Annotated in this window: 20 protein-coding genes and 3 pseudogenes; 16 read left to right on the plus strand and 7 right to left on the minus strand. The window is 72.0% G+C overall.

Annotated elements, in window-relative coordinates; translation table 11 throughout:
- Positions 1 to 21 precede the first annotated feature (21 nt).
- Positions 22 to 1,071: a LacI family DNA-binding transcriptional regulator gene (locus ACZ64A_RS26095; RefSeq protein WP_469813571.1), complete on the minus strand. Its 1,050-nt coding sequence runs from the start codon at positions 1,069 to 1,071 to the stop codon at positions 22 to 24.
- A gap of 238 nt (positions 1,072 to 1,309) precedes the next feature.
- Between ACZ64A_RS26095 and ACZ64A_RS26100 the strand changes: the two genes are divergently transcribed.
- The 3 genes from ACZ64A_RS26100 to ACZ64A_RS26110 are packed head-to-tail and all read left to right on the plus strand — an operon-like array spanning position 1,310 to position 4,442.
- Positions 1,310 to 2,461, plus strand: coding sequence for a Gfo/Idh/MocA family protein (locus ACZ64A_RS26100; RefSeq protein WP_469813573.1), 1,152 nt, complete (start codon positions 1,310 to 1,312; stop codon positions 2,459 to 2,461).
- Positions 2,458 to 3,609: a dihydrodipicolinate synthase family protein gene (locus ACZ64A_RS26105; protein WP_469813575.1), complete on the plus strand. Its 1,152-nt coding sequence runs from the start codon at positions 2,458 to 2,460 to the stop codon at positions 3,607 to 3,609. The genes ACZ64A_RS26100 and ACZ64A_RS26105 overlap by 4 nt, the downstream gene beginning before the upstream one ends.
- Positions 3,610 to 3,641: 32 nt before the next feature.
- Positions 3,642 to 4,442 carry a sugar phosphate isomerase/epimerase family protein gene (locus ACZ64A_RS26110; protein ID WP_469813762.1) on the plus strand — a complete coding sequence of 267 codons (801 nt, stop codon included), beginning with the start codon at positions 3,642 to 3,644 and terminating at the stop codon, positions 4,440 to 4,442.
- A gap of 299 nt (positions 4,443 to 4,741) precedes the next feature.
- On the opposite strand, the gene ACZ64A_RS26115 is transcribed toward ACZ64A_RS26110, so the two are convergent.
- Both ACZ64A_RS26115 and ACZ64A_RS26120 read right to left on the minus strand, forming a co-directional pair.
- Entirely contained in the window at positions 4,742 to 5,644 is a 903-nt protein-coding gene (locus tag ACZ64A_RS26115; RefSeq protein WP_469813764.1) for a ribokinase, read from the minus strand.
- 25 nt (positions 5,645 to 5,669) lie between these two features.
- Positions 5,670 to 5,897: pseudogene (locus ACZ64A_RS26120) on the minus strand (substrate-binding domain-containing protein); the annotation flags it as partial.
- Positions 5,898 to 5,901: 4 nt separating this feature from the next.
- Between ACZ64A_RS26120 and ACZ64A_RS26125 the strand changes: the two are divergent.
- The 4 genes from ACZ64A_RS26125 to ACZ64A_RS26140 all read left to right on the plus strand — a co-directional run bounded on the left by ACZ64A_RS26125 (position 5,902) and on the right by ACZ64A_RS26140 (position 7,603).
- On the plus strand, positions 5,902 to 6,102 hold the full coding sequence (locus ACZ64A_RS26125) for a hypothetical protein (protein ID WP_469813577.1): 201 nt from the start codon (positions 5,902 to 5,904) through the stop codon (positions 6,100 to 6,102).
- 97 nt (positions 6,103 to 6,199) lie between these two features.
- The gene (locus ACZ64A_RS26130) at positions 6,200 to 6,652 is read left to right on the plus strand and encodes a DUF3995 domain-containing protein (protein WP_469813579.1); all 453 of its coding nucleotides are present in this window, start codon (positions 6,200 to 6,202) and stop codon (positions 6,650 to 6,652) included.
- Positions 6,642 to 7,154, plus strand: a complete 513-nt coding sequence (locus ACZ64A_RS26135) for an RNA polymerase sigma factor (protein WP_469813581.1) — start codon at positions 6,642 to 6,644, stop codon at positions 7,152 to 7,154. Before ACZ64A_RS26130 ends, ACZ64A_RS26135 begins: the two co-directional genes overlap by 11 nt.
- Positions 7,151 to 7,603, plus strand: a complete 453-nt coding sequence (locus ACZ64A_RS26140) for a hypothetical protein (protein ID WP_469813583.1) — start codon at positions 7,151 to 7,153, stop codon at positions 7,601 to 7,603. The genes ACZ64A_RS26135 and ACZ64A_RS26140 overlap by 4 nt, the downstream gene beginning before the upstream one ends.
- A gap of 21 nt (positions 7,604 to 7,624) precedes the next feature.
- On the opposite strand, the pseudogene ACZ64A_RS26145 reads toward ACZ64A_RS26140, so the two are convergent.
- A pseudogene (locus ACZ64A_RS26145) lies at positions 7,625 to 7,924 on the minus strand (hypothetical protein); the annotation flags it as partial.
- A 162-nt stretch (positions 7,925 to 8,086) separates the two neighbouring features.
- A complete protein-coding gene (locus tag ACZ64A_RS26150; RefSeq protein ID WP_469813585.1) occupies positions 8,087 to 8,497 on the minus strand; it encodes an ATP-binding protein in 411 nt (136 codons plus the stop codon).
- A gap of 201 nt (positions 8,498 to 8,698) precedes the next feature.
- On the opposite strand from ACZ64A_RS26150, the gene ACZ64A_RS26155 reads away from it, so the two are divergent.
- The 4 genes from ACZ64A_RS26155 (at position 8,699) to ACZ64A_RS26170 (ending at position 13,532) form a co-directional block, all read left to right on the plus strand.
- Entirely contained in the window at positions 8,699 to 9,535 is an 837-nt protein-coding gene (locus tag ACZ64A_RS26155) for a helix-turn-helix domain-containing protein (protein ID WP_469813587.1), read from the plus strand.
- An 8-nt stretch (positions 9,536 to 9,543) separates the two neighbouring features.
- On the plus strand, positions 9,544 to 9,732 hold the full coding sequence (locus tag ACZ64A_RS26160) for a DUF397 domain-containing protein (protein ID WP_469813589.1): 189 nt from the start codon (positions 9,544 to 9,546) through the stop codon (positions 9,730 to 9,732).
- 39 nt (positions 9,733 to 9,771) lie between these two features.
- Entirely contained in the window at positions 9,772 to 12,063 is a 2,292-nt protein-coding gene (gene recD2 / locus ACZ64A_RS26165; RefSeq protein WP_469813591.1) for an SF1B family DNA helicase RecD2, read from the plus strand.
- Between the two features lie 179 nt (positions 12,064 to 12,242).
- The gene (locus ACZ64A_RS26170; protein WP_469813593.1) at positions 12,243 to 13,532 is read left to right on the plus strand and encodes a citrate synthase; all 1,290 of its coding nucleotides are present in this window, start codon (positions 12,243 to 12,245) and stop codon (positions 13,530 to 13,532) included.
- 636 nt (positions 13,533 to 14,168) lie between these two features.
- Here the strand turns inward: ACZ64A_RS26170 and ACZ64A_RS26175 are convergent.
- Both ACZ64A_RS26175 and ACZ64A_RS26180 read right to left on the minus strand, forming a co-directional pair.
- Positions 14,169 to 16,424 (minus strand): heavy metal translocating P-type ATPase, encoded by a 2,256-nt coding sequence (locus tag ACZ64A_RS26175; RefSeq protein WP_469813595.1) that lies wholly within the window; start codon positions 16,422 to 16,424, stop codon positions 14,169 to 14,171.
- Between the two features lie 115 nt (positions 16,425 to 16,539).
- Entirely contained in the window at positions 16,540 to 16,779 is a 240-nt protein-coding gene (locus ACZ64A_RS26180; RefSeq protein ID WP_469813597.1) for a heavy-metal-associated domain-containing protein, read from the minus strand.
- Positions 16,780 to 16,945: 166 nt separating this feature from the next.
- Here ACZ64A_RS26180 and ACZ64A_RS26185 point away from each other — a divergent pair, with 166 nt between their 5' ends.
- The 5 genes and pseudogenes from ACZ64A_RS26185 to ACZ64A_RS26205 all read left to right on the plus strand — a co-directional run.
- Entirely contained in the window at positions 16,946 to 17,983 is a 1,038-nt protein-coding gene (locus ACZ64A_RS26185; RefSeq protein WP_469813599.1) for a zinc-binding dehydrogenase, read from the plus strand.
- Between the two features lie 326 nt (positions 17,984 to 18,309).
- Positions 18,310 to 18,510, plus strand: a complete 201-nt coding sequence (locus ACZ64A_RS26190; RefSeq protein WP_469813601.1) for a helix-turn-helix transcriptional regulator — start codon at positions 18,310 to 18,312, stop codon at positions 18,508 to 18,510.
- A 186-nt stretch (positions 18,511 to 18,696) separates the two neighbouring features.
- Positions 18,697 to 19,647 carry a 5-dehydro-2-deoxygluconokinase gene (iolC, locus tag ACZ64A_RS26195; RefSeq protein WP_469813603.1) on the plus strand — a complete coding sequence of 317 codons (951 nt, stop codon included), beginning with the start codon at positions 18,697 to 18,699 and terminating at the stop codon, positions 19,645 to 19,647.
- Between the two features lie 161 nt (positions 19,648 to 19,808).
- Positions 19,809 to 20,660 carry a Cgl0159 family (beta/alpha)8-fold protein gene (locus ACZ64A_RS26200; protein WP_469813765.1) on the plus strand — a complete coding sequence of 284 codons (852 nt, stop codon included), beginning with the start codon at positions 19,809 to 19,811 and terminating at the stop codon, positions 20,658 to 20,660.
- Positions 20,661 to 20,793: 133 nt separating this feature from the next.
- Positions 20,794 to 20,883: pseudogene (locus tag ACZ64A_RS26205) on the plus strand (5-deoxy-glucuronate isomerase); the annotation flags it as partial.
- Positions 20,884 to 21,091: the final 208 nt, after the last annotated feature.

Here is a 21,091-nt window from a genome sequence, read left to right on the forward strand (position 1 = left end):
GCCCCCGCCCCCCCCACAACCTCAGCCCGCCGCAGGCACCCCGCAAGACCCCCGCACCATCAGCTCTCCCCGCACCGTCGCGATCCCCCCGGGCGGCGCCTCCTCCCGCCCCATCGCGATGCGCCCCGCCCGTGCCCCCGCCTCCGCCAGCGGCAACCGCACCGTCGTCAGCGACGGCACCGCGTCGACGCTGAACGGCAGGTCGTCGAACCCGGCGACGGACACATCCTCCGGGATGCGCAGCCCCGACTCCCGCAGCGCGGCACACGCCCCGAGCGCGACGGAGTCGTTCGCGGCGACGACAGCCGTCAGCGACGGATCCCGCCGCAGCAGCTCCAGCGTGGCCTCGTAGCCGGACTGCCGGTCGTAGCGCCCGTACACGGTCCAGCCGGGCCGCTCCTCGACGCCGGCCGCGGCCAGCGCCTCGCGGTGCCCCTCCAGCCGGTGCCGGGTGGTGGTGCGCTCCTCGGGCCCGGCGATGTACCCGAGCCGCCGGTGGCCGAGCCCGATGAGGTGCTCGGTGAGCCGCCGCGCGCCGCCCCGGTTGTCGAAGGTCAGCGCGACGGCGCCCGCGTCCGGCGCCGGCGGCCGCCCGCACAGCACGACCTTCGTCCCGGCCTCGGCCAGCCTGCGCAGCTTCGCCGTCATGGCCGCCTGGTGCGCCGCGTCCTCGATGGCCCCGCCGGTCAGCACCACGGCCGCGGCCCGCTGCCGCTGGAGCAGTGTGAGGTAGGTCAGCTCGCGCTCCGGTGAGCCGCCGGTGTTGCACACGACCGCGAGTCTCTCGCCGCCCGCGCGCCCGCCCGGCCCGCCGATCTCGCCCTGGATGGCGCTCGCCATGATCCCGAAGAAGGGGTCGGCGATGTCGTTCACCAGGATGCCGACCAGGTCGGACGTGGCCGCGGCCAGCGAGCTCGCGGGACCGTTCAGGACGTAGTCCAGCTCGTCCACGGCCTTGAGCACCCGCTCCCGGGTGGAGGCCGCCACCGGGTAGTTGCCGTTCAGTACGCGCGACACCGTCGCGGGGGAGACCTGCGCGCGGGCCGCCACGTCCGCCAGGGTCACCGTCATCTCGTCCTCCGGTCGCGCATCTCGTCGTACGCCCTCGTACACACCCGGGCACACGGCCACGGTTCCGAGCAGACCTTAAGGCCACCCGGCGCGGGTGTTCGCCCCCTCGAACAACTCGCCCGGTCCGCAGCCTTGTACAGACCCCCGCCCAGCGGCTAGCTTTTCACGATAGAAAGCGCTTGCTACACGGCTTGCAGGGCCGATCTACCGGGCGCCCCGCGCCCACGAAGGGACTGACGTGACACGCAAGACGGTGCGCATCGCCATGAACGGCGTGACCGGGCGCATGGGGTACCGCCAGCACCTGGTCCGCTCGATCCTGGCCATCCGCGACCAGGGCGGGCTCGACCTCGGCGACGGCACCGTGCTGTGGCCCGAGCCGGTCCTGCTCGGCCGCCGCGAACACGCCCTGAAGGCCCTTGCCGAAAGGCACGGCCTGGACCACTGGTCGACGGACCTGGACGCCGTACTGGCGGACGACACGATCGACGTCTATTTCGACGCCCAGGTCACCTCCGCCCGCGAGGAGGCCCTCAGGAAGGCCATCGCGGCCGGCAAGCACGTCTACACCGAGAAGCCCACCGCGACCGGCCTCGCGGGCGCCCTGGAACTCGCCCGCCTCGCCCGCGAGAAGGGGATCAGGCACGGCGTCGTGCAGGACAAGATCTTCCTGCCGGGCCTGCTGAAGCTGAAGCGGCTGATCGACGGCGGCTTCTTCGGCCGCATCCTGTCCGTGCGCGGAGAGTTCGGCTACTGGGTCTTCGAGGGCGACTGGCAGGAGGCCCAGCGCCCGTCGTGGAACTACCGCGCCGAGGACGGCGGCGGCATCGTCGTCGACATGTTCCCGCACTGGGAGTACGTCCTGCACGAGCTGTTCGGCCGCGTGACCTCCGTCCAGGCCCTCACCGCCACCCACGTCCCGCAGCGCTGGGACGAGAACGGCAAGCCCTACGACGCCACCGCCGACGACGCCGCCTACGGCATCTTCGAACTCGACGGCGGCGCGATCGCCCAGATCAACTCCTCCTGGGCGGTCCGCGTCCACCGCGACGAACTGGTGGAGTTCCAGGTCGACGGCACCGAGGGCTCCGCCGTCGCGGGCCTGCGCAACTGCCGCGTCCAGCACCGCTCCGCCACCCCGAAGCCGGTGTGGAACCCGGACATCCCCGCGACCGAGGTCTTCCGCGACCAGTGGCAGGAGGTCCCGGACAACCAGGAGTTCGACAACGGCTTCAAGGCCCAGTGGGAGCTGTTCCTCAAGCACGTCCACGCCGGTGCCGACTACCACTGGGACCTGCTCGCCGGCGCCCGCGGCGTGCAGCTCGCCGAGCTGGGCCTGAAGTCCTCGGCCGAGGGCCGCCGTATCGAGGTTCCGGAGATCGCGCTGTGACCGTCCGACTGCCCGACGCACAAGGGGCCCTGCGCACGTACGAGCCGCGCACCGAACCCCTCCGCGTCACCCCCGGCACCCCCCTCGCCTCCCGCACGGTCTTCTCGGCGGCGCACGTCGTCGCCGACCCGTTCGCCGACGTCACCCCCGACTCCCCGGCCGCCGTCGACTGGGACGCCACCCTCGCCTTCCGCCGCCACCTGTGGTCCCACGGGCTCGGTGTCGCCGAGGCCATGGACACCGCCCAGCGCGGCATGGGCCTGGACTGGGCGGGCGCGGCCGAACTGATCCGCCGCTCCGCCGCCGAGGCGAAGGCGGTCGGCGGCCGGATCGCCTGCGGAGTCGGCACCGACCAGATCACCGGCGGCTCGCTCGCCGCGATCCGGGCCGCCTACGAGGAGCAGCTCGCCGTCGTCGAGGAGGCGGGCGCGCAGGCGATCCTGATGGCCTCCCGGGCGCTGGCGGCGACCGCGCGGGGCCCCGAGGACTACCTCGAGGTGTACGGCCACCTGCTGCGCCAGTGTGCCGAGCCGGTGATCCTGCACTGGCTGGGCCCGATGTTCGACCCGGCGCTCCAGGGTTACTGGGGTGCGGCGGACCTGGACGCGGCCACCGGCGTGTTCCTGGAGGTCATCGCCGCCCACCCGGACAAGGTCGACGGCATCAAGGTGTCGTTGCTCGACGCCCGGCGCGAGGTGGACCTGCGCCGCCGCCTGCCGCAGGGCGTGCGCTGCTACACCGGGGACGACTTCCACTACCCGGAGCTGATCGCCGGCGACGCCCAGGGCTTCAGCCACGCGCTGCTCGGCGTCTTCGACCCGCTGGGCCCGCTCGCGGCCGAGGCGGTCCGTGTCCTGGACACCGGCGACACGGCAGGCTTCCGCGCCCTGCTCGATCCGACGGTCGAGCTGTCCCGCCACCTGTTCCAGGCCCCGACGCGCTACTACAAGACCGGCGTGGTCTTCCTCGCCTGGCTGGCCGGCCACCAGGAGCACTTCGCCATGGTCGGCGGCCTGCAGTCGGCACGCTCCCTGCCGCACTTCGCCCGCGCCTACGAACTCGCCGACAGTCTCGGCCTGTTCCCCGACCCCAAGCTGGCCGAGGAGCGGATGAAGACTCTGCTGAGTGTGTACGGAGTGGACCAGTGACCGGCGACCTGACCCGTTTCTCCGTCAACCAGATGACGGTCAAGCAGCTGTCGCTGCCCGAACTCGCCGCGGCCTGCGGTGAGCTGGGCGTCGACAAGGTCGGCCTGTGGCGCGAGCCGGTCCGGGCGTACGGCCTGGAGGCGACCGCGAAGCTGGTCCGGGACGCGGGACTGAGCGTCACGACCCTGTGCCGCGGCGGCTTCCTGACGGCCACGGACCCGGCCGGACGCGCCCACGCCCTGGAGGACAACCGGCGCGCGGTCGAGGAGGCGGCCACCCTCGGCACGGACGTCCTGGTCCTGGTCTCCGGCGGCCTCCCGGCCGGTTCGAAGGACCTGCGCGGCGCCCGCGAGCGCATCGCCGACGCGCTCGCCGAACTGGGCCCGTACGCCGAGAAGCACGGCGTGAAGCTGGCGATCGAGCCGCTGCACCCGATGTTCGCCTCCGACCGCTGTGTGGTCTCCACCCTCGCGCAGGCGCTGGACCTCGCGGAGCGCTTCCCCGCCCACCAGGTGGGGGTGGCCGTGGACACGTACCACATCTGGTGGGACGACCGGGCGCCCGCGCAGATCGCCCGGGCCGGGGCGGGCGGCCGCATCCACACCTTCCAGCTCGCCGACTGGATCACCCCGCTGCCCGAGGGTGTCCTCAACGGCCGCGGTCAGATCGGTGACGGCGCGGTCGACATGCGCGAGTGGACGGCGTACGTGGAGGCGGCCGGGTACACCGGACCCATCGAAGTCGAGCTGTTCAACGAGGAGTTGTGGACGCGGGACGGGCGGGAGGTGCTGGCGGAGACCGCGGCACGGTTCCTCGCGCACGTGACCGGCTGACGGCCCGGAAAAAATATTCGCGGAAGCGGTACAACCGTTTCCGCACCTCGCCGGTCGTACTGGGCGTCGGAGCTTCTGGGGGAGGGAACCCGGGGGGGATTCAAGGGGCTCCGACGGGGGGAAAGCCGAGGGGCCCGGTCGACGGACCGGGCCCCTCGAAGACGTTCCGGGTCCCGAAGCCGACCCCGGACCACCCGCTTACGGGCCCGGCCCGCGCTCGAGGAACACCCCGCACCGCGGCAGCACATGTGCCTACGGCCGTGCCCCGGCCGGATGGCGGTCGAGGATGCCCGACTGCCTCACAGCGCGGCCACCTCGTCCGCCGTCGGATACGACTCCTGAGCGCCCCGCCGGGTCACGGCCGCCGCCCCGACCCGTGCCGCGTACGCCGCCGCGTCGGCCAGGGACGCGCCCGTGCCCAGCTTCCACGCCAGCGCCGCCGTGAACGCGTCCCCGGCGCCGGTGGTGTCCACGGCGTCCACCTGCACCGACGGCACCCGGGTCAGGCCCCGCGCCGAGGCGACCAGCGCCCCCTCGCCGCCCAGCGTGATCACCACCGAGCGCGGCCCCTTCGCGAGCAGGACCCGCGCCCAGTCCTCCGGCGCGTCGCCGATCGCGGCCTCGCCGAGGATCACCTTCGCCTCGTGCTCGTTGACGATCAGCGGGTCGCAGGCGTCCAGCACCTCCCGCGGCAACGGCCGCGGCGGCGACGGGTTCAGCACGAACCGGCTGTCCTCCGCCAGCGACCGCACCGCCGCCACGACCGACTCCAGCGGGATCTCCAGCTGCGCCGACACCACCCGGGACGCCTGGAAAAGGCTGCTCGCGGCCCGCACGTCCGCCGCGGTGAGCCGGCCGTTGGCGCCCGGCGACACCACGATGCTGTTGTCCCCGGACGGATCGACCGTGATCAGCGCGACCCCGGTCGGCGCCCCGCCGACGAGCACACCCACCGTGTCCACCCCGGCCGCCCGCTGCGAGTCCAGCAGCAGCCGGCCGTACGCGTCGTCACCGACCCGTGCCAGCAGCGCCGTACGGGCCCCGAGCCGGGCCGCCGCGACCGCCTGATTGGCGCCCTTGCCGCCCGGGTGGACGACCAGGTCCGAACCGAGGACGGTCTCCCCGGCCGCCGGCCGCCGCTCCACGCCGACCACCAGATCCGCGTTGGCCGAGCCCACGACCAGCAGGTCGTAGTCGTACATCATGTGACCCCAATTCCCGCTGCCGGCCGCTGAAGCCGGCCACGTCGTCCTTCGTGACCATCTTCACCGGCACCTTCACCGTCCGGGAGGCGCCCTTGCCGCGCAGCGCCTGCACCGCGTTGTCCACGGCGATTGTGCCGAGCCGGGCCGGCTGCCGCGCCATGGACGCGTACAGCGTGCCCGCCCCGACCGCGGTGAGCCCGTCCGGCGTGCCGTCGAACCCGACGGCCCGCACCGGCTTCCCGGCCCTGGAGACCGTGCTGATCCGCGACCGCACGAGCACCGGCGGCACGGCCCTCGGCCGGCTCACCAAGGACGAGATCGCGTCGTCCCCGTGCCAGATGTACTACGGAGGCCCCTGCACGGCCTGCGGCGTCACCAGCACCCGCTGGGTCAAGGTCACCAAGAACGGCATCACGGGCTACGTCGTCGGCACCTGCGTGCTCCAGCCCGCGTAGGGCACAGCGCGGAACAATGTCCGGGGCCGGTGGAACCTTTCGCGTGGACGGCTCCTCTGGAGGGCGACGGATCACCGAAGTCGCCCCAGGAGGAACCATGCCCCACCGGCCCGGCACCCCCGCCCCGGCCCGCGCCGCCGTGCTCGTCAGCTCGGTGCTCGCCGCGGACGCCCTGCTCCACCTGTACTGGACGACCGGCGCCACCTGGCCCGCGGCCGACGACAGCAGCCTGTCCCAGGCGGTACTCGGCACGGACGTCCCCTTCACACCGCCGGTCCTCCTGCCTCTCGTAGCGGTCCTCCTGACCGGCGCCACCTGCGTGTTCGCCCACGTGCGCAGCCCCCGCCACCCGGTCCTGCGGCTCGCCGCCCTGGCCGTGGCGGCGGGTCTGTCACTGCGCGCCTTCGCCGGGATCTACTGGCTGTTCGCCAAGGAGACCGGCACCGCGTTCTACTGGCTCAACCTCGCGCTCTACACCCCGCTGTGCGCCGTGCTCGCCGTCGCCGCGCTGCGGGTGGCGCGATGGAAGGACGAGGCCCGTGCCCGTTGAGCAACCCGGCGACCGCACGGCCCGCCTGGTGCGCGCGGCGCAACGCGGCGACACCCTCGCCATGGCGGAACTCCTGGACCTGCTGGCCCCGTACGTGGGCCGGATCTGCGCTCCCATCGCGCTGGACCAGCGGGCGGACGCGGCCCAGGAGGCTCTGACGGCCGTCTTCAAGTCACTGCGCACCCTGAAGGACCCGGCCGCCCTGCACGGCTGGGTCCGTGCCATCGCGGTGCGCGAGGCGGTCCGCACCGCGCGACGGGCGGCCCGCACCGTGCCGGTCGACCTGAGCACGCTCCCGGCCCGCGGCGACCCGCAGCTCTCCGCCGACATCAGGGACGTCCTCGACCGGCTCTCGCCCGAACACCGCGCGGTGCTGATGCTGCGTGACGTCGAGGGCCTCGACGAGCGCACCGCCGCCGCTCTGCTCGGCGTGCGCACGGGCACCGTCAAATCGCGGCTCCACCGGGCGCGCGACACCTTCCGGAAGGCGTGGACGTCATGAACGAGTTCTGGCCCACCACCGATGTCGACCCCGTGCGCCGCCTGAACGCCCTGGCCGCCGGCGTGCGCGGCGCGCATGTCACCGAGGCGTACGTCGACGCGCCCTTCGAGCGGGTCTGGTCCCTGCTCGGCGATCTGGAGGGCGGGTTCGGGCAGGTGGTGACCGACATGGAGCGGCTGCGGGTGGTCCACCGGCAGGGCGAGCGCGTCGAGGCGCTGGCCCGCAGCAGGTTCGGCCTGCGGGCCCGGCTGCGGGGGGTGCACCGCCCGGGCTGGTGCTGGCTGCAGAGCCGCTTCCTGCTGATCGGCGTGGCGGCGGCACCACAGGGCGCGGGCACGAGGGTCGCCTTCACCGGCGGCGTCCGCGTACCGACCCGCGCGGCCCTGATCCCCCTGGGGGTACACCGGGAGGGGGCGCGCAACGTGACCCGCCTGACGACGCTGCTGTGAACGAGCCCGGCGCCCGCCTGCTCACTCCCCCCGGAACAACTCCGCGGCATCCGTGGCATGCACGGCACGCTGGGCCCAGACCTCCAACTGGTCGAGATCGGTGCAGGCGCTCACACGCTCCCGGACGGAGTCGGGCACCTCGATGCCCCGCCATTCAAGGATGCGGAGGGTCATCTCCTGCCGGTCCTGAATCCGCCCCTCCTCACGCACCTGCTCCGCCAGCGGGTGTCGCCAGAAGTACTGGATCGCCGTCATCAGGTCCCTCCACATCTGCTTCGCCTGGGGATCGGCCAGGCATGAGTCGACGAACTGCACGAAGACACACGTTCAGCGCGGCGATCTCCCGGGGTTCGGGGAACGGCGGTGTAGCACCCGCTGTAAGGCCCGGGTCAGCAGGGCCGGGTCCTTCTGGAAGATCCGGTGCAGCGCCTCATGCGACGAGCCGACCATCAGCTCTCCTTTCGGTACGACGTGGTCAACGAGCTAGGCGGCTGCCAGTTCGCACCAGACGTACTTGCCGCGGTCCCCGAAGCGGGCCGACGGCTGCCAGCCCCACACGTCGGCGCAGGCCGTGATCAGTCCCAGGCCCCGGCCCTCCTCCCGCTCCAGCGCCTGGTCCCACGGCCGTGGCGGCTCGGGCGGCGCCGGGTCCGCGTCCCACGCCCCGATCCACACCGCCCCCTCCGGCGTGCGGCGCACCCTGAGCGCGGCCGGCCCCTTGGTGTGCCGTACGGCGTTGGACACCAGCTCCGTGGCGAGCAGCTCCGCGGTGTCGACCAGGCCGATCAGCCCGTGCAGGGTCAGGATCAGACGCAGGGTCCGGCGGCATACGGTCACGGCTCTGACGTCGTTGGGGATGTAGAGCGTGTAGTCCCAGGTCTCGTTCTCGGGCATGCGGAAGCAACTCCGTTCACTGGCGGGGGATTTCACGCACGGTGGCATCGCCGCGGGCGTCCTGGCCGGACGGCGCGGTGCACTTCCGCTGCGTGTGCGGTACGTCACCGACGGTAGGGCTAACGATTTAAACAATGCAAGCCGATCGCGTAACCTGACACCCGAACGAGTCGCGCCCATGGGTGCGTTGGGAGGCCAGAGATGCCGCTGAGGAACGAGCCGACGGCACGTCAGCTGCGGCTTGCCGTAGAGCTGCGCAAGCTTCGCGATGCGGCCGGTCTCACTTCACGTGAAGCGGCTGGCCTGCTTGGGGTGACTCCTCCGGTCATCAGCCAGATCGAATCGGGTATCGCGGGCGTGAGTGAGAAGAGGTTGCGCCGCCTCGCAACTCACTATGCCTGCACGGACGAGGATTTCGTCGACGCCCTGGTGGCCATGGCGACCGACCGGACGCGCGGTTGGTGGGAGGAGTACCGGCGCCGACTTCCCACGTCGTTCCTGGACCTCGCGGAGCTGGAGCATCACGCCAGGTTCCTGCGAGAAGTGGCGATCCTCTACGTGCCGGGCCTGTTGCAGACCGAGGACTACGCTCGGGCGGTCTTCGCCTCAAGGGTGCCGGAGCTCACCCAGGAAGAACTGGAGCTCCGCGTGCGTCACCGGATGCAGCGCCAACAGGTCACCGTCCCGTACGAGTTGTTGATCCATGAGGCGGCCCTGCGCATCCGGGTCAGCGACCGCGCCGCCTCCAGAGCGCAACTCGCCAAGATCCTTGAGCTCTCCGGGACGGGCCACATCAGCGTGCGCGTCATCCCGTTCGACCTCGACGGCTTCGCCCGCGCGGGCAGCACCATGACGTACGTGGGTGGCCCCGTGCAGAAGCTGGACACCGTCGTCCGAGACGTTCCTCATGGCTCCGCCTTCATCGATTCAGAAGCACAGCTCGGCGCATTTCGAACGCGCTTCCGTAAGGTGGAGGCCGCGTCGCTCGATCCTGAGCGGTCGCGCGACTTCATCAACCGGCTGGCGAAGGAGCTGTGAGGAAACCCATGGACAACTGGCGGAAGTCGTCCTATTCGGGCCCGGACGATGGCAACGCCTGCGTCGAGATAGCCACCACCCCCACCCACACCGCCGTCCGTGACTCCAAGGACCCCACCCGCGCCGTCCTCACCTTCCCCGCCCCCGCCTTCGACGCCTTCCTCGGGGCGTTGAAGGAGTCGAACCCCCGCGTCTGAGCCGGGCCCGGTGTCATACCCCACCGGTACCGTCGGATCATGGCTCAGCAGGAGGGGACCGGCGACCGCGGCGCGCAGGCGCGGCGGCTCGCCACCGTCGAAGGCGTGCTGGAGCGCATCACGTACGCCAACGAGGACAACGGCTACACCGTCGCCCGGGTGGACACCGGCAGAGGCGCCGGCGATCTGCTCACCGTCGTCGGCGCGCTGCTCGGTGCCGAGGTGGGGGAGTCCCTGCGGATGGAGGGCCGCTGGGGGGCGCATCCGCAGTACGGCAAGCAGTTCCACGTCGAGAACTACACGACGGTCCTGCCCGCCACCGTCCAGGGCATCCGGCGTTATCTGGGGTCCGGGCTGGTCAAGGGCATCGGACCGGTCTTCGCCGACCGCATCACGCAGCACTTCGGGACGGACACGCTGCGGGTCATCGAGGAGGAGCCCAAGCGGCTGATCGAGGTGCCGGGGCTCGGACCGAAGCGGACCAGGAAGATCGCCGACGCCTGGGAGGAGCAGAAGGCGATCAAGGAGGTCATGCTGTTCCTCCAGACCGTGGAGGTGTCCACCTCCATCGCCGTGCGGATCTACAAGAAGTACGGCGACGCGTCGATCCAGGTGGTCAAGGAGCAGCCCTACCGGCTCGCCGCCGACGTCTGGGGCATCGGTTTTCTCACCGCCGACAAGATCGCCCAGTCCGTGGGCATCCCGCACGACAGCCCGGAGCGGGTGAAGGCGGGCCTGCAGTACGCCCTGTCGCAGTCCGCCGACCAGGGGCACTGCTATCTGCCGGAGGAGAAGCTCATCTCCGACGCGGTGAAGCTGCTCGGCGTCGACACCGGGCTCGTCATCGAGTGCCTGGCCGAGCTGGCCCGGCCGGCCGAGGACGGCGAGGAACCCGGCGTCGTACGGGAGAAGGTGCCGGGCGTGGACGGCGACGAGCCCGTCACCGCCGTCTACCTCGTCCCCTTCCACCGCGCCGAACTCTCCCTGTCCGCCCAGCTGCTGAGGCTCCTGCGCACCGACGAGGACCGGATGCCCGGCTTCCGCACGGTCGAGTGGGACAAGGCCCTGCGCTGGCTGAAAACCCGTACCGGGGTCGATCTCGCACCCGAGCAGGAGGCCGCCGTCCGGCTGGCGCTGACCGAGAAGGTCGCGGTCCTCACGGGTGGCCCCGGCTGCGGCAAGTCCTTCACGGTCCGCTCGATCGTGGAGCTGGCCCGCGCCAAGCGGGCCAAGGTGGTGCTCGCCGCGCCCACCGGGCGTGCCGCCAAGCGCCTGGCCGAGCTGACCGGCGCCGAGGCGTCCACCGTGCACCGGCTGCTGGAGCTGAAGCCCGGCGGGGACGCCGCCTACGACCGGGACCGGCCCCTGGACGCCGACCTCGTGGTCGTCGACGAGGCGTCCATGCTGGACCTGCTGCTCGCCAACAAGCTGGTCAAGGCCGTCCCGCCGGGCGCCCACCTCCTGTTCGTCGGGGACGTCGACCAGTTGCCGAGCGTCGGCGCGGGCGAGGTGCTGCGGGACCTGCTCGCCGACGGCAGCCCGGTTCCCGCCGTCCGTCTGACCCGGGTCTTCCGCCAGGCCCAGCAGTCCGGCGTCGTCACCAACGCGCACCGCATCAATGCCGGGCAGCACCCGCTCACCGACGGGCTGAAGGACTTCTTCCTCTTCGTCGAGGAGGACACCGAGGAGGCCGGGCGGCTCACCGTCGACGTCGCGGCCCGTCGGATTCCGGCCAAGTTCGGGCTCGACCCGCGGCGGGACGTGCAGGTGCTGGCGCCGATGCACCGGGGGCCCGCGGGGGCCGGCGCGCTCAACGGGCTGCTCCAGCAGGCCGTCACCCCCGGCCGGCCCGATCTGCCGGAGAAGCGGTTCGGCGGCCGCGTCTTCCGTGTCGGCGACAAGGTCACCCAGATCCGCAACAATTACGAGAAGGGGGAGAACGGTGTCTTCAACGGCACCGTGGGCGTGGTCACCTCGCTCGATCCGGTCGACCAGCGCCTGACGGTGCTGACCGACGAGGACGAGGAGGTGCCGTACGACTTCGACGAACTGGACGAGCTGGCGCACGCCTACGCCGTGACCATCCACCGCTCGCAGGGCAGCGAGTATCCGGCCGTGGTGATCCCGGTCACCACCGGCGCCTGGATGATGCTGCAGCGGAATTTGCTGTACACGGCCGTGACCCGGGCCAAGCAGCTGGTGGTGCTCGTCGGTTCACGCAAGGCGATCGGTCAGGCGGTCCGGACGGTGTCCGCGGGACGGCGGTGCACGGCCCTGGACTTCCGCCTCAGGGGCGCCCTCGCAAAAAATGATCGATCAAACGAGTCGTGAAGGTCACAGAGCACTTCCAGATGGGCAGGGAAGGGGGCAGGATGTGCAAGTTGGCGGCACTGAGTGCCGTCGATAAGCCCAATGGTCGACCCCGAGTGCACTCTCCTGAGCCAAATGGGGGATGGTAGAGACAGTCAGGGCAACCTCGAAGATGAGGCACAACGTCGGTGAGGGAAGACGTGAGCGACAACTCTGTAGTACTGCGGTACGACGGCAACGAGTACACCTACCCGGTGGTCGACAGCACCGTCGGCGACAAGGGCTTCGACATCGGGAAGCTGCGCGCCCAGACCGGTCTGGTGACCCTGGACAGCGGGTACGGCAACACCGCCGCCTATAAATCGGCCATCACCTATCTCGACGGTGAGGCCGGCATCCTCCGGTACCGCGGTTACCCCATCGAGCAGCTGGCTGAGCGCTCCACCTTCCTGGAGGTCGCCTACCTGCTGATCAACGGCGAGCTGCCGACCGTCGACCAGCTCACCGCGTTCCAGGACGAGATCACGCGGCACACCCTGCTGCACGAGGACGTCAAGAACTTCTACAAGGGCTTCCCCCGCGACGCCCACCCGATGGCCATGCTGTCGTCGGTCGTCTCCGCGCTGTCCACCTTCTACCAGGACAGCCACAACCCGTTCGACGAGAAGCAGCGCGACCTCTCCACCATCCGCCTGCTCGCGAAGCTGCCGACGATCGCGGCCTACGCGTACAAGAAGTCGATCGGTCACCCCTTCGTCTACCCGCGCAACGACCTCGGGTACGTCGAGAACTTCCTGCGCATGACCTTCTCGGTCCCGGCCCAGGAGTACGAGCTCGACCCGGTCGTCGTCTCCGCGCTGGACAAGCTGCTGATCCTGCACGCGGACCACGAGCAGAACTGTTCGACCTCCACGGTCCGCCTGGTGGGCTCCTCGCAGGCGAACATGTTCGCCTCGATCTCCGCCGGCATCAACGCCCTGTGGGGCCCGCTGCACGGCGGTGCCAACCAGTCCGTCCTGGAGATGCTCGAGGGCATCCGTGACTCCGGCGGCGACGTCGACACCTTCATCCGCAAGGTGAAGAACAAGGAGGACGGCGTCCGCCTGATGGGCTTCGGCCACCGGGTCTACAAGAACTTCGACCCGCGCGCGAAGATCATCAAGGCCGCCGCGCACGACGTGCTGTCCGCCCTCGGCAAGTCCGACGAGCTGCTGGACATCGCGCTCAAGCTCGAGGAGCACGCGCTCTCCGACGACTACTTCGTCTCGCGCAGCCTCTACCCGAACGTCGACTTCTACACCGGCCTGATCTACCGGGCCATGGGCTTCCCGACCGAGATGTTCACGGTCCTCTTCGCCCTCGGCCGCCTCCCGGGCTGGATCGCCCAGTGGCACGAGATGATCAAGGAGCCCGGCTCCCGCATCGGCCGCCCCCGCCAGATCTACACGGGCATCGTGGAGCGGGACTTCGTCCCCGTCGAGGAGCGCTGAGCCGTACCTCACGGTCCGCACAGATCCGTGACGCACGCCGGTGCTGTGCCCCGTATCCGCTGACGCGGGTGCGGGGCACACCCGTGTGCGGGCAAGCAGAAGGCGCCCCGGTGCGTCAGTCCCCCCACGGGCCGACGACCAGGGCGCCTTCCCGTGTCCCGGAGCGGATTCCCCCCACGGGATCCGGCCGGGCGCTTGTGAGAACAGCGCCTGAATCGCTGTGATGAGCACGGCGAGCGAACCCGCCGTACTCCAGTGATGTGTGCCGGGACGGCACACGCTGGGAGGGCCGCTCAAAGCTTCCCGGTGTACGCGTCCCGGCAACGCAGCTCTGGAGAAGTCCCCCAAGACGACTCCAGATGTCGTTCGGCGCCCCCCAAGACGCTTCCCGACATCGCCAACTTAGACCTTCGAACCCCTTCGATGGTTACCTTCACATCACTGTGATCTGTGTCTCTTGCATATGTCCTTTAAATGCGCAAGAGCCCCGATATGACGATCGGAGCCCCCGCGTAAGGAAGATGCGCGAGGCTTGTGAAGAGCTTATGTGAGGTGCGCGCCGGACTCCAGAGGGGTTCGGTCCCTGAGCCGTGACGAACACATCACGGACGGTTCATGGGGCAGCTCACGGACCGGTCAGCGAAACGCCCGCAGGCGCAGGCTGTTCGTCACCACGAACACGGACGAGAACGCCATCGCCGCCCCCGCGATCATCGGGTTGAGCAGCCCCGCGGCGGCCAGTGGCAGCGCGGCCACGTTGTAGCCGAAGGCCCACACCAGATTGCCCTTGATCGTGGACAGTGTCCGCCGGGACAGCCGGATCGCGTCCGCGGCCACCCGCAGATCCCCGCGTACCAGCGTCAGGTCGCTCGCCTCGATCGCCGCGTCCGTGCCCGTCCCCATGGCCAGTCCCAGATCGGCCGTGGCGAGCGCCGCCGCGTCGTTGACGCCGTCGCCGACCATGGCGACCGTCCGCCCCTCGCCCTGCAGCCGCCGTACGACGTCCACCTTCTCCTCGGGCAGCACCTCGGCGTACACCTGCGCGGGGTCGATGCCGACGCTCTTCGCCACCGCCTCGGCGACCGTCCGGTTGTCCCCGGTCAGCAGCACCGGCGTCAGCCCGAGCCCGCGCAGCCGGGCCACGGCCTCCGCGCTGGTCTCCTTCACCGCGTCCGCCACCGCGAGCACCCCGCGCGCCGCTCCGTCCCAGCCGACGACGACCGCCGTACGACCGCCGCGCTCGGCCTCCTCCCGCATCCGGGCCAGCTCCGGCGGCAGCGCGTCGAACAGGCGCCCCACGGCCACCTCGCGCCCGTCCACGCGCCCGCGTACGCCCCGCCCGGGCACGTTCGTGAAGTCCTCGACCCCCGGCAGCGCACCGGCCCGCTCCTCGGCGCCGGCCGCGATCGCGCGGGCCACCGGGTGCTCCGAGGCGTGCTCCAGGGCGCCCGCGAGCCGCAGCACCTCCTTCTCGTCGGCGCCGTCGGCGACGTACACCTCCTGAAGGGTCATGCGGCCGGTGGTCACCGTGCCCGTCTTGTCCAGGACGACGGTGTCCACGCGGCGGGTCGACTCCAGCACCTCGGGGCCCTTGATGAGGATGCCGAGCTGCGCGCCGCGCCCGGTGCCCACCATCAGCGCGGTCGGCGTGGCCAGGCCCAGCGCGCACGGGCAGGCGATGATCAGTACGGCCACGGCCGCCGTGAACGCGGCCGTCGCGTCCCCGGTCGTCCCCAGCCAGACGCCGCAGGTGGCGGCTGCGATCAGCAGGACGACGGGCACGAAGATCCCGGCGACGCGGTCGGCGAGCCGCTGCACCTCCGCCTTCCCGCTCTGCGCGTCCTCGACCAGCTTCGCCATCCGGGCCAGCTGCGTGTCCGCCCCGACCCGGGTGGCCTCGACGACCAGCCGGCCCCCGGCGTTGACCGTCGCCCCGGTGACCGCGTCCCCGGCGCCCACGTCGACCGGCACCGACTCGCCGGTCAGCATGGAGGCGTCGACGGCGGAGACGCCCTCCACGACCCTGCCGTCGGTGGCGATCTTCTCGCCCGGCCGGACCACGAACCGGTCCCCGACGGCGAGCCGGGACACCGGGACGCGCACCTCGCGCCCGTCGCGCAGGACGGCCACGTCCTTGGCGCCCAGCTCCATCAGCGCCCGCAGCGCGGCACCGGCGCGGCGCTTGGAACGGGCCTCCAGATACCGGCCCAGCAGGATGAACGCGGTGACCCCCGCGGCGACCTCCAGATACAGCGTGGAGGAGGCGTCGCCGCGCACGGGCGTCAGGTCGAACCCGTGCCGCATGCCGGGCATCCCCGCGTCCCCGAGGAACAGCGCCCACAGCGACCAGCCGAAGGCGGCCGCCGTACCGACCGAGACCAGGGTGTCCATGGTGGCCGCGCCGTGCCGCAGATTGGTCCACGCGGCCTTGTGGAAGGGCCACGCGCCCCAGACGACCACGGGTGCGGCGAGCGTCAGCGACAGCCACTGCCAGTTGTCGAACTGCAGCGACGGCACCATCGCCAGCAGCACGACGGGCGCGGCGAGCAGGGCGGAGACGACGAGCCGCTGCCGCAGCGCGGTCAGTTCGGGGTCCTGCTGCGCCGCGCTGTCGTCCGGCTGCTCGGGCGGCGGCGCCGGTTCCTCGGCGGTGTACCCCGTCTTCTCCACCGTGGCGATCAGATCGGCGACCCGGACGCCGGCGGGGTAGGCGACCTTGGCCTTCTCCGTCGCGAAGTTCACCGTGGCGGAGACGCCCTCCATCCGGTTGAGCTTCTTCTCGACGCGGGCGGCGCAGGAGGCACACGTCATCCCGCCGATGAGCAGCTCGACCTCGGACGTCTCGGCCGGGGCGGTGGCGGCGCCTATGGGTGCCGGTGCGGTGCTGGGCATGCACGTACTCCTGGGAAACGGACCGGGCCGTACGGATCCAGTATCGGCTGGTCGGTACGGCCCGGGTCGGGACGGTTGCGCGAAGGAGCGCGGCCGCGGTGCGCGACGGCGCGGCTCAGGCCTGGCCGACCAGCTCGTAACCGGCCTCGTCGACGGCGGCGCGCACGGCCTCCTCGTCCAGCGGGGCGGCGGAGACGACGGTGACCTCGCCGGCCGCGGCGACGGCCTTGACCGAGGTGACGCCGGGGATCTCGGAGATCTCGGCGGAGACGGAGCCCTCGCAGTGTCCGCAGCTCATGCCGCTCACCTTGTAGACGGTGGTGACGGAACCGGGGGTGTCGGTGTGGGCGGTCATGTCGTTACTCCTCATCGAGGCGTGTGGGGTCGGTGGGGGCCGCGCGGGCCGCCACTTCCCTCAGACTATACCCCTAGGGGGTATGACGCCATCTCCGGGTGGCCCTCGGCGCGTCGGCGGCCGCCGGATACCGTGCGGGACGACGGCCGGGGGTGAGGGAGGACGTATGCGCGCGGTGGTGTTCGAGCGGTTCGGTGAGCGGGCCGAGGTCCGGCGGGTTCCGGACCCGGCTCCCGCCGAGCACGGCGTCGTGGTCCGGGTGGCGGCCACCGGGCTGTGCCGCAGCGACTGGCACGGCTGGCAGGGCCACGACCCCGACATCACCCTCCCGCACGTCCCCGGCCACGAACTGGCCGGGGTGGTGGAGGCCGTGGGCGCCCGGGTGACCGGCTGGCGCCCCGGCGACCGGGTCACCGTGCCCTTCGTCTGCGCCTGCGGCGGCTGCGCCGCCTGCGCGGCCGGCGACCAGCAGGTGTGCGAGCTCCAGACCCAGCCCGGCTTCACCCACTGGGGGTCGTTCGCCGAGTACGTCGCCCTCGACCACGCCGACGTGAACCTCGTCGCCGTACCCGAGGAGACGACGTTCGCGACGGCCGCCTCCCTCGGCTGCCGGTTCGCCACGGCGTTCCGCGCGGTGGTGCAGCAGGGCCGGGTCGCGGCGGGGGAGTGGGTCGCGGTGCACGGCTGCGGGGGCGTGGGCCTGTCCGCGGTGATGATCGCCGCCGCCGCGGGTGCCCGGGTGATCGCGGTCGACGTCTCCCCCCGGGCCCTGGAACTGGCCCGCTCCTTCGGCGCGGCGGAGTGCGTGGACGCGGCCGGCGCCGCCGACACCGCGGCCGCGGTGCGGGACCTCACCGGCGGCGGCGCCCACCTCTCCCTGGACGCCCTCGGCGCACCCGCCACCTGCGCCGCCTCCGTGAACTCCCTGCGCCGCCGCGGCCGTCACGTCCAGGTCGGCCTGCTGCCCTCGGCCGACGGCACCACGCCCGTGCCCATGGCCCGCGCCATCGCCCTGGAGCTGGAACTGCTCGGCAGCCACGGCATGGCCGCGCACGCCTACCCGGCGATGCTGGAACTGGTCCGCTCCGGCGCCCTGCGCCCCGACCTGCTGGTCACCTCCACGATCCCGCTGGCGGACGCGCCGGCCGCACTGGCGGCGATGGGAACGGCGGCGGGCGCGGGCGTGACGGTCATCGAGCCGTGAGGCTCATCGAACCGTGAGGCTCACCGAGTCGTGACGCTCATCGAGTTGTGACGCTCATCGAGTCGTGAGGCACGCGCGCTGAGCGCAAGGCGCCGCGCCCTGGCGCCGGTGTGTGCCTTTGCTGCACTCGTGTCACAAACGCCCCGCTCCTGTCACACATGTCGCGCCTACGTGGGCGGTGCGTCACACCCGTTCGACAGCCCCTGCCCGCTCGCCGTCCGCCTCGTTCACCGAGCAGAACGCTTGGTGATCGCCAGCGCAGCGCCCGGCTCCCCCGACGGCCGCCCCACGGCCGCCGCCGTGGCGCGCGCAGGGAGGTGCACGACATGACCGACCGCAGGCTCTGGTCGTACAAGGAGATCGCGGCGCACATCAATGTGCAGCCGGACACGGTCCGTTCCTACCGCAAGCACGGGCTGCTGCCACCGCCGGACCGGGTGGAGGGCGGCAAGCCCTACTGGTACGCCGACACCGTCCGCGCCTGGGTGGCCTCGCGCCCCCGCAACCGCGGCCGTCTCCAGGGCTGACGCGCTCAGCCACGCCCGCGGGCCGTCACAGTGGCCCGCGGGCACCCGTCGGACAGAAACTCGTCCGAATGTCCGGACAAAACATTGACAGGGCTTCGCGTACAGGACTAGAAAACCGGGAAGAGCCGGGAGAAGCCGGAACGGCCGGCAGCGCGCCGGGACCTGCCGGGTGACGAAGGGAAGCCGATGGCGTACGACCTGATCACCATGGGCCGGATCGGCGTGGACCTGTATCCGTTGCAGACCGGGGTCCCGCTGTCCGAGGTGACCACCTTCGGGAAGTTCCTCGGCGGCTCCGCCACCAATGTCGCCGTGGCCGCCGCCCGCCTCGGCCGCCGTACCGCCGTGATCACCCGCACCGGCGACGACCCGTTCGGCACCTACCTGCACGAGGCGCTGCGCGGCTTCGGCGTCGACGACCGCTGGGTGACGCCCGTACCCGGGCTGCCCACGCCGGTCACCTTCTGCGAGGTCTTCCCGCCGGACGACTTCCCCCTCTACTTCTACCGCCGACCCAAGGCCCCGGACCTGGAGATCGACCCCCACCAGCTCGATCTGGCCGCGATCCGGGAGGCGAGCGTCTTCTGGGTCACCGGCACCGGACTGAGCGAGGAGCCCAGCCGCACGGCCACCCTGAGCGCCCTCGCCCACCGCGCCAGGGCCGGCCACACGGTCTTCGACCTGGACTGGCGCCCCATGTTCTGGGCCGACCCGGACGCCGCCCGCCCCTTCTACGCCGAGGCCCTGCGCCACGCCACCGTCGCCGTCGGCAACCTGGACGAGGTGGAGGTCGCCACCGGCCACCGCGACCCGTACGCCGCGGCCCGCGCGCTGCTCGCGGCCGGGCCCGAGCTGGCCGTCGTCAAACAGGGACCCAAGGGCGTCCTCGCCGTCCACCGCGACGGCGACACCGCCGAGGTCCCGCCGCTGCCGGTGAGCGTGCTGAACGGCCTCGGCGCCGGCGACGCCTTCGGCGGCTCCCTCTGCCACGGGCTGCTCGCCGGCTGGGACCTGGAGACCACCATGCGCCATGCCAACGCCGCCGGTGCCATCGTCGCCTCCCGCCTTGAGTGCTCCTCCGCGATGCCGACGCCCGCCGAGGTGGAGGCAGCCCTGGACGCGGGGGCGGTCCGGTGAGAGCGGGCAGGGTCGGCGGGGCCGACCACACCGTGCCGTACGAGGACGGCGGCGGGTCCGGGCCCGCGAGCCGCGGCGGCCGCGGCCACGCCCACGGCGGACCCACCGTCGAGGTCGACGTCGCCGAACTCGTCCGCGTCCGCAGCCATCACCCCGAGGCGATCGCCGAGGCCGCCGCCCGCCGTGCGCGCCGGCCGCTGCTCGCCGAGACCGGGCGGCTGATGATCGTCGCCGCCGACCACCCGGCACGCGGCGCCCTCGGTGTCGGCGGCCGGGACCTGGCGATGGCCGACCGGGCCGACCTGCTGCGCCGGCTGTGCGTGGCGCTCGCCCGGCCCGGCGTCGACGGCGTCCTCGCCACCGCCGACGTCCTGGAGGACCTGCTGCTCCTCGGCGCCCTGGACGGCAAGGTCGTCATGGGCTCGATGAACCGCGGGGGACTGGCCGGCGCCCGCTTCGAGCTGGACGACCGCTTCACCGGCCACCGCCCCGAGGACATCGAGCGGCTCGGCTTCGACGCCGGCAAGCTGCTGCTGCGTATCGACTACGACGACCCCGGCTCGCTCGCCACGCTGGAGGCCGCCGCCCGTGCCGTCGACGCGATGGCCGCCCGCCGGCTGCCGGTCTTCGTCGAGCCGTTCATCAGCCGCCGTGGCGCCGACGGCCGGCTGCGCAACGACCTGTCCGCCGAGGCCGTGATCCGGTCGATCGCGATCGCCTCGGGCCTGGGCGGCAGTTCGGCCTACACCTGGCTGAAGGTGCCGGTCACCGACGACCCCGACGACATGCCCGCGGTGATGGCCGCCTCGACGCTGCCCGCCGTGCTGCTCGGCGGTGACGTCGGCGACGGCGACGACGACCGGGCCGCCGCGTTCGAGAAGTGGCACGGCGCGCTGCGGCTGCCCACCGTGCGCGGCCTGATGGTCGGCCGTTCCCTGCTGTACCCACCGGACGGCGACGTGGCCTGCGCGGTCGACGCGGCCGTCGCCCTGCTGCCGGGGCGACTGCCGTGATGCCCCCTGTCGTGACTGCCGGACGACTGCCGTGACGACGAATGCCGTGATGACGATTCCCTGCCCCGCGCCCCACGCTGCTTGTACGGTGCAGTCAGCGCCCGGTACCGCGGGTAGGGGAATCCCACCGAACGCCTCCGGCGCGGGAGGCCGCTTCGCCCTGGCAGGAGCGAAGTGCGAGCGACGACTCCCCGCCCGCTACGGCCCCGCGCCGGAGGTCCCCCACGGCCCTTCCCCCTCGCTCCGAACCCTCCTCATCCGTCCGCTTCCGCCCCGGTGTCCATTCCGACGCCCAAACGGCAGACAGAGTGTCGGGCGCGCTGCCCGCCCCGGCCTGCTGGGATGTACATGTGCCGCGATCGCGACCCGACCGTCGGCTCTCCCGGCACACGAGCACTACCCACGGCACGTCTCGACCCGACGCCGCCATC

It is taken from the genome of Streptomyces sp. NPDC104814 (assembly GCF_055583185.1).

Coding starts and splice junctions, on each gene's coding strand:
- ACZ64A_RS26140 (WP_469813583.1), top strand. CDS start 7,151: ATGAACGAGTTCTGGCCCACCACCGATGTCGACCCCGTGCGCCGCCTG.
- ACZ64A_RS26150 (WP_469813585.1), bottom strand. CDS start 8,497: ATGCCCGAGAACGAGACCTGGGACTACACGCTCTACATCCCCAACGAC.
- iolC (WP_469813603.1), top strand. CDS start 18,697: ATGGCGTACGACCTGATCACCATGGGCCGGATCGGCGTGGACCTGTAT.
- ACZ64A_RS26190 (WP_469813601.1), top strand. CDS start 18,310: ATGACCGACCGCAGGCTCTGGTCGTACAAGGAGATCGCGGCGCACATC.
- ACZ64A_RS26110 (WP_469813762.1), top strand. CDS start 3,642: ATGACGGTCAAGCAGCTGTCGCTGCCCGAACTCGCCGCGGCCTGCGGT.
- ACZ64A_RS26130 (WP_469813579.1), top strand. CDS start 6,200: ATGCCCCACCGGCCCGGCACCCCCGCCCCGGCCCGCGCCGCCGTGCTC.
- ACZ64A_RS26185 (WP_469813599.1), top strand. CDS start 16,946: ATGCGCGCGGTGGTGTTCGAGCGGTTCGGTGAGCGGGCCGAGGTCCGG.
- recD2 (WP_469813591.1), top strand. CDS start 9,772: ATGGCTCAGCAGGAGGGGACCGGCGACCGCGGCGCGCAGGCGCGGCGG.
- ACZ64A_RS26155 (WP_469813587.1), top strand. CDS start 8,699: ATGCCGCTGAGGAACGAGCCGACGGCACGTCAGCTGCGGCTTGCCGTA.
- ACZ64A_RS26180 (WP_469813597.1), bottom strand. CDS start 16,779: ATGACCGCCCACACCGACACCCCCGGTTCCGTCACCACCGTCTACAAG.
- ACZ64A_RS26115 (WP_469813764.1), bottom strand. CDS start 5,644: ATGTACGACTACGACCTGCTGGTCGTGGGCTCGGCCAACGCGGATCTG.
- ACZ64A_RS26160 (WP_469813589.1), top strand. CDS start 9,544: ATGGACAACTGGCGGAAGTCGTCCTATTCGGGCCCGGACGATGGCAAC.
- ACZ64A_RS26095 (WP_469813571.1), bottom strand. CDS start 1,071: ATGACGGTGACCCTGGCGGACGTGGCGGCCCGCGCGCAGGTCTCCCCC.
- ACZ64A_RS26175 (WP_469813595.1), bottom strand. CDS start 16,424: ATGCCCAGCACCGCACCGGCACCCATAGGCGCCGCCACCGCCCCGGCC.